The organism is Cupriavidus sp. 05L411, assembly GCF_056398045.1.
Map to the genome: position 1 here is coordinate 33335 of NZ_JBFTOQ010000039.1, position 14854 is coordinate 48188.

The 14854-nt window shown below is 67.2% G+C and carries 14 protein-coding genes; 5 read left to right on the forward strand and 9 right to left on the reverse strand.

Annotation, left to right across the window (positions count from 1 at the left end):
- Positions 1 to 9 precede the first annotated feature (9 nt).
- From AC1DQR_RS31380 to AC1DQR_RS31420, 9 genes are all read right to left on the reverse strand, one after another.
- On the reverse strand, positions 10 to 243 hold the full coding sequence (locus AC1DQR_RS31380) for a Fis family transcriptional regulator (protein ID WP_006156396.1): 234 nt from the start codon (positions 241 to 243) through the stop codon (positions 10 to 12).
- A complete protein-coding gene (dusB, locus tag AC1DQR_RS31385; protein ID WP_477134402.1) occupies positions 240 to 1334 on the reverse strand; it encodes a tRNA dihydrouridine synthase DusB in 1095 nt (364 codons plus the stop codon). The genes AC1DQR_RS31380 and dusB overlap by 4 nt, the downstream gene beginning before the upstream one ends.
- Before the next feature lie 228 nt (positions 1335 to 1562).
- Positions 1563 to 2810, reverse strand: coding sequence for a UbiH/UbiF/VisC/COQ6 family ubiquinone biosynthesis hydroxylase (locus AC1DQR_RS31390; RefSeq protein ID WP_416047610.1), 1248 nt, complete (start codon positions 2808 to 2810; stop codon positions 1563 to 1565).
- On the reverse strand, positions 2791 to 3300 hold the full coding sequence (locus AC1DQR_RS31395) for a hypothetical protein (RefSeq protein ID WP_416047611.1): 510 nt from the start codon (positions 3298 to 3300) through the stop codon (positions 2791 to 2793). Before AC1DQR_RS31395 ends, AC1DQR_RS31390 begins: the two co-directional genes overlap by 20 nt.
- Positions 3297 to 4679, reverse strand: coding sequence for an aminopeptidase P N-terminal domain-containing protein (locus AC1DQR_RS31400; RefSeq protein ID WP_416047612.1), 1383 nt, complete (start codon positions 4677 to 4679; stop codon positions 3297 to 3299). The genes AC1DQR_RS31395 and AC1DQR_RS31400 overlap by 4 nt, the downstream gene beginning before the upstream one ends.
- A gap of 81 nt (positions 4680 to 4760) precedes the next feature.
- Positions 4761 to 5501, reverse strand: a complete 741-nt coding sequence (gene murU, locus AC1DQR_RS31405; RefSeq protein ID WP_477134403.1) for an N-acetylmuramate alpha-1-phosphate uridylyltransferase MurU — start codon at positions 5499 to 5501, stop codon at positions 4761 to 4763.
- 17 nt (positions 5502 to 5518) lie between these two features.
- Entirely contained in the window at positions 5519 to 5857 is a 339-nt protein-coding gene (locus tag AC1DQR_RS31410; RefSeq protein WP_043343742.1) for an AzlD domain-containing protein, read from the reverse strand.
- Positions 5854 to 6606 (reverse strand): AzlC family ABC transporter permease, encoded by a 753-nt coding sequence (locus AC1DQR_RS31415; RefSeq protein ID WP_477134404.1) that lies wholly within the window; start codon positions 6604 to 6606, stop codon positions 5854 to 5856. The genes AC1DQR_RS31410 and AC1DQR_RS31415 overlap by 4 nt, the downstream gene beginning before the upstream one ends.
- Before the next feature lie 31 nt (positions 6607 to 6637).
- Complete coding sequence (locus AC1DQR_RS31420) at positions 6638 to 7672, reverse strand: aminoglycoside phosphotransferase family protein (RefSeq protein WP_416047616.1); 1035 nt, start codon at positions 7670 to 7672, stop codon at positions 6638 to 6640.
- A 156-nt stretch (positions 7673 to 7828) separates the two neighbouring features.
- Here AC1DQR_RS31420 and AC1DQR_RS31425 point away from each other — a divergent pair, with 156 nt between their 5' ends.
- The 5 genes from AC1DQR_RS31425 (at position 7829) to trpS (ending at position 14825) form a co-directional block, all read left to right on the forward strand.
- Positions 7829 to 10237, forward strand: a complete 2409-nt coding sequence (locus AC1DQR_RS31425) for an LPS-assembly protein LptD (RefSeq protein ID WP_477134405.1) — start codon at positions 7829 to 7831, stop codon at positions 10235 to 10237.
- 9 nt (positions 10238 to 10246) lie between these two features.
- Entirely contained in the window at positions 10247 to 11737 is a 1491-nt protein-coding gene (locus tag AC1DQR_RS31430; protein ID WP_477134410.1) for a peptidylprolyl isomerase, read from the forward strand.
- Positions 11738 to 11755: 18 nt separating this feature from the next.
- Positions 11756 to 12805: a 4-hydroxythreonine-4-phosphate dehydrogenase PdxA gene (gene pdxA, locus AC1DQR_RS31435; RefSeq protein ID WP_416047617.1), complete on the forward strand. Its 1050-nt coding sequence runs from the start codon at positions 11756 to 11758 to the stop codon at positions 12803 to 12805.
- Positions 12806 to 12825: 20 nt separating this feature from the next.
- On the forward strand, positions 12826 to 13647 hold the full coding sequence (gene rsmA / locus AC1DQR_RS31440; protein ID WP_174427471.1) for a 16S rRNA (adenine(1518)-N(6)/adenine(1519)-N(6))-dimethyltransferase RsmA: 822 nt from the start codon (positions 12826 to 12828) through the stop codon (positions 13645 to 13647).
- Between the two features lie 155 nt (positions 13648 to 13802).
- Positions 13803 to 14825: a tryptophan--tRNA ligase gene (gene trpS / locus AC1DQR_RS31445; protein ID WP_416047618.1), complete on the forward strand. Its 1023-nt coding sequence runs from the start codon at positions 13803 to 13805 to the stop codon at positions 14823 to 14825.
- The last annotated feature ends 29 nt before the right edge of the window (positions 14826 to 14854 follow it).

Below are 14854 nucleotides of genomic sequence, written 5' to 3' on the forward strand. Positions count from 1 at the left end.
GGAGACGCTTCAAAGTAAACCGTGCTGCTGCAACTTCTTGCGCAGCGTATTGCGATTGATGCCCAGGTAGGCGGCCGCGAGCGACTGGTTGCGCTCGGCGCGCGCCATCACTGCTTCCAGCAGCGGCCGTTCCACGGCTTCGAGCACCATGTTGTACATATTCGACGGCTCTTCACCGTCCAGGTCGCGAAAGTAGGCACCCAGGCTGTCCCGGATGCACTGGTCGATAGCGTTGCGGCTCATGCGGCAAGCAACTCCCCGTTATTGTTGTTGTTCGACTTGTTTCGTTTCTCGTCGTCGGTGTCATCCGTGCCGTCCGCGCCGTCTTCCACATAGACCAGGCGCTCGGACAGCAGTGCCTGTTCATCGAAGAATTCGTTGACCGCGGCGAGCTGGGCCGTGGTGCTGTCCAGCGTGTTCATGCGGTGGCGGAACAGGTTGGCGCCGGCCAGGCCGCGCGTGTACCAGGCAATGTGCTTGCGCGCGGTGCGCACGCCGGTGAAYTCGCCGTAGAAGTCGTAGTGGTCKKCCAGGTGSGSGTTCATGATSGCGCGGATCTCGGCCACTTCCGGTGACGGCAGCAGCTCGCCGGTGGCCAGGTAGTGCTCGATCTCGCGGAACAGCCAGGGCCGGCCCTGCGCCGCGCGGCCGATCATGATGGCGTCGGCGCCGGTCACGGCCAGCACATGCTTGGCTTTTTGCGGCGTGGTGACGTCGCCATTGGCGACCACGGGGATGGAGAGCGCTGCCTTGACCGCGGCAATGGTCTCGTACTCGGCTTCGCCCTTGTACAGGTCGGCGCGCGTGCGCCCGTGCACGGTGAGCATGCTGATGCCGGCGTCTTCCACCATGCGCGCGATGCGAAGCGCATTGCGGTTCTGGCGGTCCCAGCCGGTACGGATCTTGAGCGTGACGGGCACGCGCAGATCGACCTCGGCCACGGCAGCGACCACCGCCTGGACGATGCGCACCACCAGCGGCTCGTTTTGCAGCAGCGCCGAGCCGGCGGCCACATTGCACACCTTTTTGGCCGGGCAGCCCATGTTGATGTCGATGATCTGCGCGCCGCGCTCCACGTTGTGGCGTGCGGCCTGCGCCATCATGGCCGGCTCGGCGCCGGCGATCTGCACCGCGATGGGTTCGACTTCGCCCGTGTGGTTGGCGCGCCGCATGGTCTTTTCGCTCTTCCACAGCTGTGCGTTGGAGGCGACCATTTCGGACACCGCATAGCCCGCCCCCAGCCGTTTGCACAGCTGGCGGAATGGCCGGTCCGTCACACCGGCCATGGGCGCGACGAACAGGTTGTTGCGGAGTTGGTGCGGTCCGATTTGCACGATAGCGACTGTAGCGACTGACGAGGGGCCGCAAGGCGGCCCGCAACTAGACAAAAATGAAAATGGCATGCCCTGCCGAAACAGTGCTCGGCGTCATTCAGTGGACATGTGTGAGGGCAGGATTTTACCGCCAAACGACCCGGGTTGCTCAAGATTTGAGCAAATATTGCACCGGGCCGGATTGCAAACAATGTTGACAACAGGGCCGCCGGCGGCCCTTGGCAGCCTTTAGCGGCGCATGCCGTACATCATCTGGTGCGCCAGTGTGTCCTTGAGCGGTCCCAGGCAAGCGAGCGCCGCCAGGGATGCCCCACGCGCGTGGGCGGCGAGCGGGTAGGAAACGCCAAACACGCGCGGCAGCAGGTCGGTCACGCCGATGGTGACGGCCCGATCCAGCTTTTGTTGCGCCGCAAACGCCTGCAAGGCCTGCGGGCTGCAGTCGGCGCGCAGCGCGAGCGCCAGGGCAAAGGCGTCGCGCAGGCCGAGGTTGAGGCCCTGGCCGGCTACCGGATGTAGCGTCTGCGCCGCATTGCCGACCGCCACTACCCGGCCCTCCACGGTGACGGGCGCCGCGTTCAGCCCAAGCGGGAAGGCATGGCGCTTGCCAATGCCGGTGAAGCGGCCCATGCGCGGGCCGAAGGCTTGTTCCAGTTCAGCAAGGAACTCCCCTTCGGGCAGTGCGAGCCGGCGGGCCGCTTGTTCCGGCGGGCAGCACCAGACCAGGGCGTAGCCGGGCGTGCCGTGCTCTTCATGCGGCAGCAGCGCCAGCGGCCCTTCCTCGGTAAAGCGCTCCCAGGCCCAGCCGGGCTGCGGACGCGAGCAGGCCACGTGGGCCACGATGGCGGTCTGCCCATAGTCGCGCCTGTATTTCTGCCCCTGCACGCCGCGCTCCGCGCGGGTGGACTGCTGGTGGAACAGGCCACCTTCGGCCTGCACCACCAGGCGCGCGCCGAAGGCGGCGGGCTGCTGGTCATGCCCATGGCCGCGGAGGCGCACCAGGCTGGCTGCAGCCGTATCGGGACCAGATTGTTCCAGATGATCAATGCGTGTCTCGTAGACCCGTATCAGGCGTTCGCCAGCGGGGGCGGGGCTGGCCTGGACGGCCTGGGCCAGCGCACGCTCGAGTGCCTCGCACAATTCGCCGTAGCGCACCACATAACCCAGCGCGGGTACGTCGTAGTCGTGGCTGTGGAGCTTGACGTGGCCGAACCGCCCGCGTTGCGACACATGGATATGCTCGATCGGGGTGACAGCGCGGGGCCACGCGCCGATCTGCTCGAGCAGCTGGCGGCTGCCGTACGACAGCGCGATGGCGCGCGGATCGCGGGACGCGCGCGCCGGCGTGGCGGCGTCGATCAAGGTCAGGCGCCACGGGCTCTTGCGCAGCAACAGGCAGGCCAGCGCGAGGCCTACCGGCCCTGCACCGACGATGGCGATATCCGTGTCCGCGGAGGCTTCAGTGCTTGCCGGGCTCATGCGCGCTGCCTGGCTGGGCGACGAGGTTGCCGTCGTTGCTCGCATTGCCCATGGCGCCGGATTCCGCCGGCTGTGCGCCGCGCTTCCAGCAGTTGGCGTCGGTGCGGTGCTTGCCCGCCGCCGCGTCGCTCAGGGCGTTGTCCAGCTTCTGCTGGTTGAAGCCGGGAAATGCCTGCAGGCGTTCCACCAGCGCCGCATGGTTGGCCGCGTCGAGCGGTACCACGCAGCCCCGGGGCGTGCCGTCGGCCTTGGGGTCTCCCACCAGGATCAGCCAGGCCTTCCCGGCCCATGGCTCGCGGTTCGAGACCCGCACCACCACGCGTTCGATCACGTCCCATTCGAGTTCTTCGCGCTGGCCATCGGGGCGATGCACGACCAGGCGGTCATCATAGAGGTTGACCACGAACGGTTGCGCGGGATCAACGGCGCGTGCGCGGCTGGTCTGTGGGCGCTCGCCGCTCGGAAGTATCTTGCGTAGCCAACTGATCATCGTGTACCTCCCGCGTCGCGCATCAGCGCCTCGATTTCGTCCGCCTTGACCGGCACGCCGCGCGTCATCAGCTCGCAGCCGCCCTCGGTGACAACCGCATCGTCCTCGATGCGGATGCCGATATGCCAGAAGCGCTCCGGCACTTCCGGTGCCGGACGCACGTAGATGCCGGGCTCCACCGTCAGCACCATGCCGGGCGCGAGGGGACGCCAGGCGCGTTCGCCCTCGGCCGGCGCGGCGCCAGGCACGCGGTATTCGCCCACGTCATGCACGTCCATGCCCAGCCAGTGGCCGGTGCGGTGCATGTAGAACTGGCGGTAGCTGCCGCTGGCGAGTACCTCGTCCAGGCCGCCGCAACGGTTCGCGTCGAGCAGGCCGGTATCAAGCATGCCCTGCGCCAGCACCCGCGTGGCGGCGTCGTGCGGCACGTTGTAGGGCACGCCGGGGCGGGTCTCGGCGATGGCGACTTCCTGCGCGGCCACCACCAGGTCGTACAGCTCGCGCTGGGCTGGCGAAAAGCGGCCGGAGACGGGGAAGGTGCGGGTGATGTCGGACGCGTAGCCATCGAGCTCGCAGCCGGCGTCGATCAGGCACAGGTCGCCGTCGCGCAGCTCGGCGGGGCCTGCGCGGTAGTGCAGCACGCAGGCATTGGGGCCGGTGGCGACGATCGAGTTGTAGGCGACGCTCTGCGCACCGTGGCGGCGGAATTCGTAGAGCAGCTCGGCTTCCAGGTGGTATTCGCGCAGGCCCTCGCGCGAAGCGCGCATGGCGCGCACATGGGCCTGGGCCGAGATCTCGGCGGCGCGGCGCATGGTAGCGATCTCGCCGGCGTCCTTGAACAAGCGCATCTCGTCGAGGATGGTGCGGATGTCGATCGCTGTCGATGGCGCGGTCACGCCGGCGCGGCCTTGCATGCGCACCGTTTCGAGCCAGCGCCGCACCTGCATGTCGGTGCGGGTGTTGGCGGCCAGCGGGTAGGCCACCACAGCGTGGTTGGCCAGCAGCGAGGGCAGCACGGCGTCGATTTCCTCGACCGAATGTGCCTCGTCGAAGCCGAAGGCCGCCTGCGCGCCTTCCGGGCCATAGCGGAAGCCATCCCAGATCTCGCGCTCCTCGTGCTTGGGGCGGCAGAACAGGATGCTGCGCTCGGCGCCGCCCGCCTGTGCCACCAGGACCAGCACGGCCTCCGGCTCGGTGAAGCCGGTCAGGTAATAAAAATAGCTGTCGTGGCGATAAGGATAGTCGCTATCGCGGTTGCGCATGGCTTCCGGCGCGGTGGGCAGGATCGCCACGCCGCCGCCGGCGGCGCGCAATTGCTGCAGCACGCGGGCGCGCCGGTCGCGACAGGCGAGAAGGAGGGCGGAGTCGGGTGCGGACATGTGTTGGGCCACGTGGATGGGGAATAGGGCGATTCTAACGCCGCCGGATTGCCGGCGCGGGGCTGGACGGGCCGGACCCGCTCAGGGCAGGGGGGCGCAAGCGGTGCCGGCTCGCGCTAGCACCAGGGCATCAAGGGCCGCCAGCTGGGCCGGCGTGCCGACGTTCTCCCAGGCGCCGTCGAAGCGCTCGCCGCTGGCTAGCCCGGCTGCCACGGCGGCGCGGTAGTAGGGCGTCATGGCAACTTTCTGGCCGGGCTCGATGGCGGTGAACAGCCGGGTGTCGTACAGGCCGATATTGCCGAAGGTCAGGCTCGGCGCCGTCGCCGTGGGCGTGGGCAACAACAGGCCGTTGGCGCCGAGCGCAAAATCGCCGTCCGGATGGAACGGCGGATTGGGCACCATTACCAGGTGCATGCGCGGCTCGGGCGCACCGGCCATGGCGCGCGCGCGGGGCAGCAGGACGCGGAAGTCGTAATCGGTGAAGATGTCGCCGGATACCGCCAGGAAGATCTCGCCGCGCTCGGGTGCGGCCGACAGCAGCGGCAGCGCCTGGGCGATGCCGCCGGCGGTTTCCAGCGCGCTGGGCTCGGCCGAGTACGCCAGGCGCACGCCGAAGCGGTTGCCATCACCGAGCGCCTGCTCAATCTGCTCGCCGAGCCAGGCGTGGTTGATCACGATGTCCTTGAAGCCGGCGCGCGCCAGCGCCTCGATCTTCCAGGCAATCAGTGGCTTGCCGCCCACCGGCAGCAGCGGCTTCGGATGGGCATCGGTCAGCGGGCGCATGCGCTCGCCGCGCCCGGCTGCAAAAATCATGGCTTTCAATGCAGGGTCTCCGGCGCTTATTTCAGCGCGTGGTTCAGCAGGTATGTCAGCGCGATCAGGGTGCCCATGCCGCCAGCGATGGTCCAGCCAATGCTGCGCGTCCTGGCGGCGATGACAATGGCCACAAGCCCGGCTACCAGGCGCGCATTGCCGGGACCGATGTCGACGTGGCCATCACGCATCAGCAGGTCGGGCGCGATCAACGCCGACAGCATGGCGGCCGGCACGAACTGCAGCGCGGTGCGGAACCACGACGGCAGCCGTACCCGGCCTTCCACGGCAATGAAGGACAGGCGGATCAGGAAGGTGGCGAGGCCGGCGCCGATAAACACCAGCAGCAGGGTCAGCTGGCTCATGCGGCGGGCTCCGTCGCGGCCGGCTTGCGCTGCCTGCGGTCCTTGCCAAGCAGCAGCATGCCCGCGGCAATTCCGCCCAGCGCCGCGACCATCAGGCCAAGCTTGTGCGGCATGCCGTAGCAGGCCACCGCCAGCGCCGTGGCCACCAGCGCCGCCGCGGCGTGCGAGCGGTGCTTGATGCCGGGCACGATGATGGCGATGAAGGTGAGCGGCAGGAAGAAATCGAGCGGCCAGTCGCGCGGGATCTGGGCGCCCACCAGCACACCCGCCAGCGTCGAGACCTGCCAGCTGGCCCACAGCGCGAAGCCGGCGCCAAAGAAGAACCAGTGGCGGTAGCGCTTGTGTTCGTCGTCGTCGCTGAGGCGCCGCGTCATGGCGGCGAAGGCCTCGTCGGTCAGCAGGTAGGAGATGAGTGCCTTCCAGCGGCCCGGCAGGTGCGCCAGCGCCGGGGCCATGGTGGCCGAGTACAGCGCATGGCGCAGGTTGACCATGGCGACCGTCACGGCGATCAGCACCGCCGGCGTGCCCGCCGCCCACAGTTGCGTCAGGATCATCTGCGAGGCGCCGCCGAACACGATTGCGCTCATGGCGCAGGCCAGCCATGCGGGCATGCCGGCGTTGACCGCCAGCACGCCATAGATCAGGCCGAACGGCGCCACGCCGAGCAGCATCGGCGCCAGCGCCCGCACGCCTGCCCACCACTCGCCGCTGCGGGTGAGCGTGGCCGTGGGATCGCCGCCGGATGTCATGGCTGTGCGCCCGGCATGGCTTGCGCCGGCATCAGAACGTGTAGCCGACCGGGCGCTCGACGCCGTCGAGGGCGTCGAACAGGCGTACCAGCCTGCGCAGCTCGATGTAGCGGCCCGCCACCTGGCGCGCGTACTTGAGCACCAGCGGCAGGTTGGCCAGGTAGCCTTCCTTGCCGTCGCGATGGTACAGGCGGGCAAAGATGCCGAGTACCTTGAGGTGGCGCTGCAGGCCCATCCACTCGAAATCCCGGTAGAAGTCGCCAAAGTCGGGCGCCACCGGCAGCCCGGCCTTGCGCGCGCGCTCCCAGTAGCGGATCAGCCAGTCGAGCTGCTCTTGCTCGTCCCATTCAATATAGGCATCGCGCCACAGCGACACCGCATCGTAGGTAATGGGGCCGATCACCGCGTCCTGGAAATCCAGGATGCCGGGATTGGCCTCGCCCTCAAGCACCATCAGGTTGCGCGAGTGATAGTCGCGATGGACATACACCTGTGGCTGGGCCAGGTTGTTGGCCAGCAACGTCTGCATCACTTCGGCCAGTCCGGATTCCTGGTCGGGCGTCAGTGTCACGCCCAGGTGCCGGGCCACGTACCACTGCGGGAACAGGTCGACTTCGCGCTGCAGCAGCGCGCGGTCGTAGGCGGGCAAGGTGCCGGGACGGGTCGCGAGCTGGATCTTCACGAGCGCGGCGGCGGCATCGCCATAGAGGCCGCGCGCGCTGGCCGCGTCCAGCCGGGACAGATACGTGGTGTTGCCCAGGTCGCTCAGCAGCAGGAAGCCTTTCTCGAGGTCCTGCGCCAGTACCTTGGGCACGGTCACGCCGGCGGCGCCGAACAGTTCCGCGACATGGATGAAGGGGCGGCAGTCTTCCTGCGCGGGAGGCGCATCCATCACGATCACGCTCGGATGGTCGGGGTGGCTGGTGCTGGCCCGGAAGTACCGCCGGAAGCTGGCGTCAGCCGATGCGGGGGTACAGGAGTCGGGGTTAACGGACCAGGCCGGACCGAGTCCGGACACCCAGACTTTGAGCTGGTCGAGACGCGGGTCGAGAGGATGTGCTGCCATGCCGGAAAGGGAGAATAGGATGCCCCGTATAATACCCGACCAGACCCGGGCCCCGGGGCGGCTCCCAGGCGGGCCTCCTACAGCCCGACAGCCTGCTTCGGCGGTGGCTGGCGGTTGCTGGGCCGCCGCCGCCGCTCTGACTCATGACCCGCTCGCATGACCGAACAACGACGATCACCGAACCAGAAGGCTAGCAAGACACCGGCACGACTCCCCGGCAGCGCGTTGCGCCCGCTCGTGTTGGCCATGGCCGGCTGGTCGGTGGGTGCGCACGCGCAGGCCGTGAGCTCCGCCATTCCCGACCTGCCAGTGGCCGAGCCGGCCGTCGAGGCGGCACCCGAGGCCCCGCCGGTAGCCGGCGAACTGGTGCCGCGTCTGGCCGAGCCGGGCACGGCCAAGACCAAGACAGCCGAGCCGGACGACAACCCGCCCACCTTTGTCTCGGGCGATCGCATGACCGGCTATAACCAGCGTGGCGTGGAGCTCGAGGGCAACGCCGAGCTGCGCCGCGATGGCGGCGTGGTCAAGGGCGACAAGCTCACCTACGACCAGGACAGCGACGAGGCTTTTGTCCACGGCAATGCCCGCATTGCCCGCGACGGCTCGCTCTCGGTCGGGCCGGAAGCCCGGCTGCGGGTCGAGGCCAACGAAGGCTACATGCTGTCCCCGGACTACTATTTCCAGCAGACCGGCGGATCCGGCAAGGCCGAGCGCATCGATTTCATCGACAAGAATCTCAGCACGATCAAGCGCGCCACCTACACGACCTGTTCGCCGGACAACGCGGACTGGTATTTCAGCGCGCGCGAGCTCGATATCGACAGCGACCGCCAGGTAGGCACCGCCTATGGCGGCGTGCTGCGCTTTTTCGACGTGCCGATCATGGCGGCACCGGTGTTCAGCTTCCCCTTGAACAGCGAGCGCCGCAGTGGGGTGTTACCGCCGCTGTTCGGCTACAGCTCGCGCTCGGGCATGGACCTCACGGTCCCGTATTACTTCAATATCGCGCCCAACCGCGACCTGACGATCTTCCCGCGCTATCTGAGTTCGCGCGGGCCGCAACTAGGCAGCGACTTTCGCTACGTCGGCGATGGCTATAGCGGCCGCCTGCGCGGCGAATTCCTTCCTGACGATCAAAAGACCAAGACCAATCGCTGGGCCTATTCGGTCCAGCATACCCAGCTGCTCGCCCGTGGCCTTACCGCTTACGTTAACGTAAATAAGGTCTCGGACAACCAGTACCCGGACGACCTCACGAGATCGGTGACGCAGGCGACTCAGAGGCAATACACGCAGGAAGCGGGCGTTTCCTACGCCTGGCAGGATTTTTCCCTTCTCGCACGCGTGCAGAAGTTCCAGACCCTGACGCCAAGCCAGCCCTCTTACGAGCGCGTGCCGCAGATTAATGGCAAGTATACGCGGTACGATCTGGGCGGTTTCGACGTGCAAGTCGAGACCGATTTCACGCGCTTCCGTATCCCGCTGACCACGGATGGCACGCAGCAACCGGAAGGTGACCGGCTCTTCGTCCAGTCTTCGGTCAGCTATCCGATTGTGCGCCCAGGCTGGTTCATCACGCCCAAGGTGTCGTTCAACGCCACCCAGTACCAGATGGAACCTGGCTCGGTCGCCACAGGCACACCGACCACACTGAACCGCACGCTGCCGACGCTCAGCCTGGACTCGGGCATGACCTTCGAGCGTGATGCGCCGACCGTGAGCCGGCTGTTTGGCGTCAACTACGTGCAGACGCTTGAGCCACGCCTGTTCTACGTCTACACGCCATTCCGCGACCAGAGCCAGTTTCCGCTGTTCGACACGGTACAGTCCGACTTTGGCTATGGCCAGATCTTCAGTGAGAACCCGTTCACCGGCTATGACCGCATCGCTGACAACAATAAGGTGACGGCGGGCGTGACCACGCGCCTGATCGAGGCAAGCAGCGGGATTGAGCGCTTCCGCGGCACGATTGCCCAGCGTTTCGACCTGACCGGCCAGCGCGTGCAGATCGGCGGTACAGACCCGGTCGGCAAGGCCGGCTATTCCGACCTGCTGGCGGCAACGACCATCCAGATGTTCAAGGGCTACTACCTCGACGCCGGGATGCAGTACAACCCGGACAGCGATCGGGTGATCTACTCGAACATCGCCTTCTCGTGGCGGCCGGAGCAGCGCAAGACGCTGAATATCGGCTATCGCTACCGGCGCCCTACCTCGGTGACGGACAATACCGCTATCGACCAGTTCGAGGTTTCGAGCCAGTGGCCGCTGACACAGCGCACCTACGGCATCGGCCGGGTCGCGTTCGACCTGAGCGCAAGCCAGCTGGTCGACGCGCTGGCCGGTTTCGAATACGCAGCGGATTGCTGGGTTGGCCGTGTGGTCTACCAGCGCTTCCGCAATACCACGCAGGGCTACACCGGGCGCATCTTCTTCCAGGTGGAGTTCCGCGGGTTGTCCAAGATCGGTTCCAATCCGCTGGATGTGCTGCGGCTGAACGTGCCGGGTTATGAGCCCGTCCTCGCCAAGCCTGTTATCCCATCCCAGCTCGACCACTATGAATGACGGACCATGATGAAACGTCAAGAATTCAACGCGCGCCCCTCGATGTCTTCCCGCCTGACCGGCTGGCAAAGCCTGCTGCTGACCGCACTGCTGGCCGCCTTCGCGCTGCCGGCTTCGGCGCAGCTGAAGGCGCCCGGGCAGAAGGCTACCGGCATCTTCCTGCCCCAGGCCGGCGACAGCGCTGCCGCCTCGCCCAGCCAGCCGCGCTTGGGCGTGACGCAGCCGGGCACGAGCGCTCAGCGCTCGCAACTGGTGGACGAGGTGGTGGCGATCGTCAACAACAGCGTGATCACGCGGCGCGAGTTGCTGGACCGCGCCGACGAGATCGAATCGCAGCTGCGCCAGGCCAACCGGCCGGTGCCGGCGCGTGCCGACCTGCTGGGCGAAGTGCTCGAGCGGCTGGTGATGGAGCGGGTGCAGACGCAGGCGGCGCAGGACGCCGGCATCAAGGTGACCGACCAGGAAGTCGATCGCGCCATTGAGTCGGTCGCGCAGCAAAACCACATCAATGCGACCGACCTGCGCAGCCAGGTCGAGCGCAGCGGCATGACCTGGACCAAGTACCGTGACGAGCTGCGCAAGCAGGTCCAGGTGATCCGCCTGCGCGAGCGCGAAGTCGACTCCAAGATCCAGGTCTATGACGGCGAGATCGACAACTATCTCGCCGCCCGTGGCGGGCAGGGCGCCGCCGGAAGCGGCCCCACCGAATACAACGTGGCCCAGATACTGGTGCGCGTGCCTGAGGATGCCTCCGAAGCGCAGAAGGCCACCTTGCGCGCCAAGGCCGAAGGCCTGCTCAAGCAGGCCCAGGGCGGCGCGGATTTCGCCCAGCTGGCGCAGGGCTCCGACGGCCCCGAGGCCGCTCAGGGAGGCTCGCTCGGCTTCCGTGAAATCGGCCGGCTGCCGGCGCTGTTTGCCAATGCCGTGCTTGACCTGCAGCCTGGTGGCGTGGCGCCCCAGGTCATCGAGAGCGCCAACGGTTTCCATGTGCTCAAGCTGGTGGCCAAGCGTACCGCGCCGCCGGCAGCGTCGAACCCGGCGGCCAGCGATCGCATCACGCAGACCCAGGTGCGCCATATCCTGATCCGCACCGGCCCCAACATGCCGGAGGCCGAGGCACGCCGCCAGCTGGCCACGCTGCGCGACCGGATCACCCACGGCGGCGACTTTGCCGACGCGGCCAAGCGCTTCTCCCAGGATGGGTCGGCGCAGAACGGCGGCGATCTTGGCTGGGTATCGCCGGGCGAGCTGGTGCCAGAGTTCGAGCAGGCCATGAGCCGCCTGCGCCCGGGCGAGGTGTCCGAGCCCATCGTCACGCAGTTCGGCGTGCATCTGATCCAGGTGCTCAATCGCCGCGAGACCGAGATCACGCCGGAGAAGCAGCGCGACTTTGCCCGCGCGGAGCTTCGCGAGCAGAAGGTGCGCGCGGCGTATGAAGACTGGCAGCGCCAGTTGCGCCAGGCCGCCTACGTGGAATACCGCGTCAACCGCCAGCGCTAACCAGAACGTATCGCCACCATGTCCGAGCCGCTCGCGCTAGCCATCACCACCGGGGAACCCGCCGGCATTGGCCCCGACATTACCGTCGGCGCCTTGCTGCAACTTGCCGGCGAGCATCCGCAGGTGCGTTTTCACGTGCTTGGCGACGCGGGCCTGCTGGCGGCGCGCGCCGCCGCGCTGGGTGTCGCGCAAGCCTGGGCGCACCGGCTTGCAGATGGCAGCGTGGTGTGCGACGACATCCCTCTAGCCGTGCCTTGCGATGCTGGCCGGCTGGATGCGCGCAACGGCGGCTATGTGCTCGCCTTGCTCGATGCCGCCATCGATGGCTGCATGGGCGGGACCAGCGGCACGCGGCGTTTTGCCGGCATGGTGACCGCGCCCGTGCAGAAGAGCACCATCAACGATGCCGGCGTGCCCTTCACCGGGCACACCGAATACCTGGCCGAGCGCGCCGGCGTGCCGCGCGTCGTGATGATGCTGGCCGGCCCGCAGCCCGCGCATGGCAACGCCATGCTGCGCGTGGCGCTGGCCACCACCCACCTGCCATTGCGCGCGGTGCCCGACGCGCTGACCGTGTCCATGCTGGAAGAAACGCTGGCCATCGTCGACCACGACCTGCGCCGGCATTTCGGCATCGCCCGGCCGCGTATCCTGGTGACCGGCCTGAACCCGCATGCCGGCGAAAGCGGCCATATGGGCCGCGAGGAGATCGATGTGATCATTCCCGCGCTGGCCCATGCCGTGGACGCGGGCATCGATGCCCGCGGCCCGTACCCGGCCGACACGCTGTTCCAGCCCCGCCATCTAGATGGGGCTGACTGCGTGCTGGCGATGTACCACGACCAGGGCCTGGCCCCGCTCAAGTACGGCACATTTGGCCACGGCGTGAACATCACGCTGGGGCTGCCTTTTATCCGCACCTCGGTCGACCATGGCACTGCGCTCGACCTGGCCGCAAGTGGCCAGGCCGAGCACGGCAGCATGATCGAGGCGATCCGCAACGCCATCGCCATGGCCGGCCACGCCAATGGCCGGCCGCGCGCCGCGCCGCTGGTGGCAACACGCTGACGCCCGAGCGAGACCTAACTATGCGTTCCAACGTACACCAGGGCCATGTGGCCCGCAAACGATTCGGACAGAACTTCCTGGTCGATGACGGCATCATCCACGGCATCGTCAGTGCCATCGACCCGCAGCACGGCGACACCCTGGTCGAAATCGGCCCCGGCCTTGGCGCGCTGACCCAGCCGCTGCTGGAGCGCTTGCCGCAGATGCAGGTAGTCGAGCTTGACCGCGACCTGGTGGAGCGCCTGCGCCGCCGCTACGGCGAACGGCTGGTGATCCACGCCGGCGACGCGCTGGCCTTCGATTTCGGCAAGCTGTGCGAAGCCGGCAAGCCGCTGCGCATCGTCGGCAACCTGCCCTACAACATCTCCAGCCCGCTGCTGTTCCACCTGGCCGAGTTTGCCGACCAGGTGCGCGACCAGCACTTCATGCTGCAAAAGGAAGTGGTCGAGCGCATGGTGGCCGAGCCAGGCAGCAAAGCCTTCGGGCGGCTGTCGATCATGCTGCAGGTGCGCTATCACATGGAGCATGTGCTCGACGTGCCGCCGGCCTCGTTCAACCCGCCGCCCAAGGTTGACTCCGCCGTGGTGCGCATGATCCCCTGGCCGCGCCAGCCCGATGGCCAGTTGCGCTCGCCGTATCCCGCGTGCAACCTGACGGTGCTGGGCGACGTGGTGGCCGCGGCGTTCTCGCAGCGGCGCAAGGTCCTGCGCAATACACTGTCGATGCTGCGCGACCAGGTCGATTTTGAAGCGCTTGGCTTCGACCTGGCGCGGCGCGCCGAGGAAGTCCCCGTGGCCGAGTACGTCGGCCTGGCGCGCCAGCTTGAAACCCCGGCTACATGATGCGCGCGACCGGCTCTCGTTCCCATTGGTGGCGCTGCTGAACGCAGCGGCACGTCGTCATCCCCTGATCCCGACTCCAGCCGCCGCAGCCCGGTTGGCAGCACTCTGCCTGCGCTGACCGGCACCGCGGCGCTTCTCTTACCCAAGGAAATGCCATGACTAGCGAAACGCAGGCGCCCCAGCGCAAGGTCATCCTCACCGGCGACCGTCCCACCGGCCAGCTTCACCTGGGCCACTATGTTGGCTCGCTCAAGAGCCGCGTGGCGCTGCAGGATACCCACAAGCAATATCTGCTGCTGGCCGACACCCAGGCCATGACTGACAACGCGCACGATCCGGACAAGGTGCGGCGCAACGTGCTGGAAGTGGCGCTCGACTACCTCGCGGTCGGCATCGATCCGGCCAAGACCACCATCACGGTGCAGTCGCACCTGCCCGCGCTGGCCGAGCTGACCCTGATGTACCTGAACTTTGTCACGGTCGCCCGGCTCGAGCGCAACCCGACCATCAAGGAAGAGATCCAGGCGCGCGGCTTCGGCCGCGATATCCCGGCGGGCTTCCTGTGCTACCCGGCTTCGCAAGCTGCCGACATCACCGGCTTCAAGGCCACCGTGGTGCCGGTCGGCGAGGACCAAGCCCCCCTGATCGAGCAGACCAACGAGATCGCGCGCCGAATCAACCACCAGGTTGGCCGCGAAGTGCTACCGGAAGCCGCCGCGCTGATCCCGCGCTTTGGCCGGCTGCCCGGCGTCGACGGCAAGGCCAAGATGAGCAAGTCGCAAGGCAACGCGATCTCGCTGGCGGCCTCGCCTGAGCAGGTCAAGGAAGCGGTCATGCGCATGTACACCGACGCCAACCACCTCAAGGTGTCCGATCCGGGTCAGGTGGAGGGCAATGTGGTGTTTACCTACCTCGACGCGTTCGACGAGGCGGTCGATGAAGTGGCCGAGTTGAAGGAGCACTATCGGCGCGGCGGCTTGGGTGACATGGTGCTCAAGCGCAGGCTCGATGGCGTGCTGCAAGGGCTGCTGGCGCCGATTCGCGAGCGGCGCGAGGAGCTGGCCAAGGATCCGGCCTCTGTGTTTGATATTTTGAAGCAGGGGACGGAGCAGGCACGGTTGGTGACGCAGGCTACGTTGGATGAAGTGCGCGAGGCGTTGGGGACTTTTAGGTTTTGAGGTTGAATTGTTGGGGGTTGTAGGTTAAT

What these genes read in the sequence shown, in the direction of transcription:
- AC1DQR_RS31395 (WP_416047611.1), bottom strand. Translation starts at nt 3,300, where the DNA reads ATGATCAGTTGGCTACGCAAGATACTTCCGAGCGGCGAGCGCCCACAG.
- AC1DQR_RS31410 (WP_043343742.1), bottom strand. Translation starts at nt 5,857, where the DNA reads ATGAGCCAGCTGACCCTGCTGCTGGTGTTTATCGGCGCCGGCCTCGCC.
- AC1DQR_RS31415 (WP_477134404.1), bottom strand. Translation starts at nt 6,606, where the DNA reads ATGACATCCGGCGGCGATCCCACGGCCACGCTCACCCGCAGCGGCGAG.
- AC1DQR_RS31420 (WP_416047616.1), bottom strand. Translation starts at nt 7,672, where the DNA reads ATGGCAGCACATCCTCTCGACCCGCGTCTCGACCAGCTCAAAGTCTGG.
- AC1DQR_RS31380 (WP_006156396.1), bottom strand. Translation starts at nt 243, where the DNA reads ATGAGCCGCAACGCTATCGACCAGTGCATCCGGGACAGCCTGGGTGCC.
- trpS (WP_416047618.1), top strand. Translation starts at nt 13,803, where the DNA reads ATGACTAGCGAAACGCAGGCGCCCCAGCGCAAGGTCATCCTCACCGGC.
- rsmA (WP_174427471.1), top strand. Translation starts at nt 12,826, where the DNA reads ATGCGTTCCAACGTACACCAGGGCCATGTGGCCCGCAAACGATTCGGA.
- pdxA (WP_416047617.1), top strand. Translation starts at nt 11,756, where the DNA reads ATGTCCGAGCCGCTCGCGCTAGCCATCACCACCGGGGAACCCGCCGGC.
- AC1DQR_RS31430 (WP_477134410.1), top strand. Translation starts at nt 10,247, where the DNA reads ATGAAACGTCAAGAATTCAACGCGCGCCCCTCGATGTCTTCCCGCCTG.
- AC1DQR_RS31400 (WP_416047612.1), bottom strand. Translation starts at nt 4,679, where the DNA reads ATGTCCGCACCCGACTCCGCCCTCCTTCTCGCCTGTCGCGACCGGCGC.
- AC1DQR_RS31425 (WP_477134405.1), top strand. Translation starts at nt 7,829, where the DNA reads ATGACCGAACAACGACGATCACCGAACCAGAAGGCTAGCAAGACACCG.
- AC1DQR_RS31390 (WP_416047610.1), bottom strand. Translation starts at nt 2,810, where the DNA reads ATGAGCCCGGCAAGCACTGAAGCCTCCGCGGACACGGATATCGCCATC.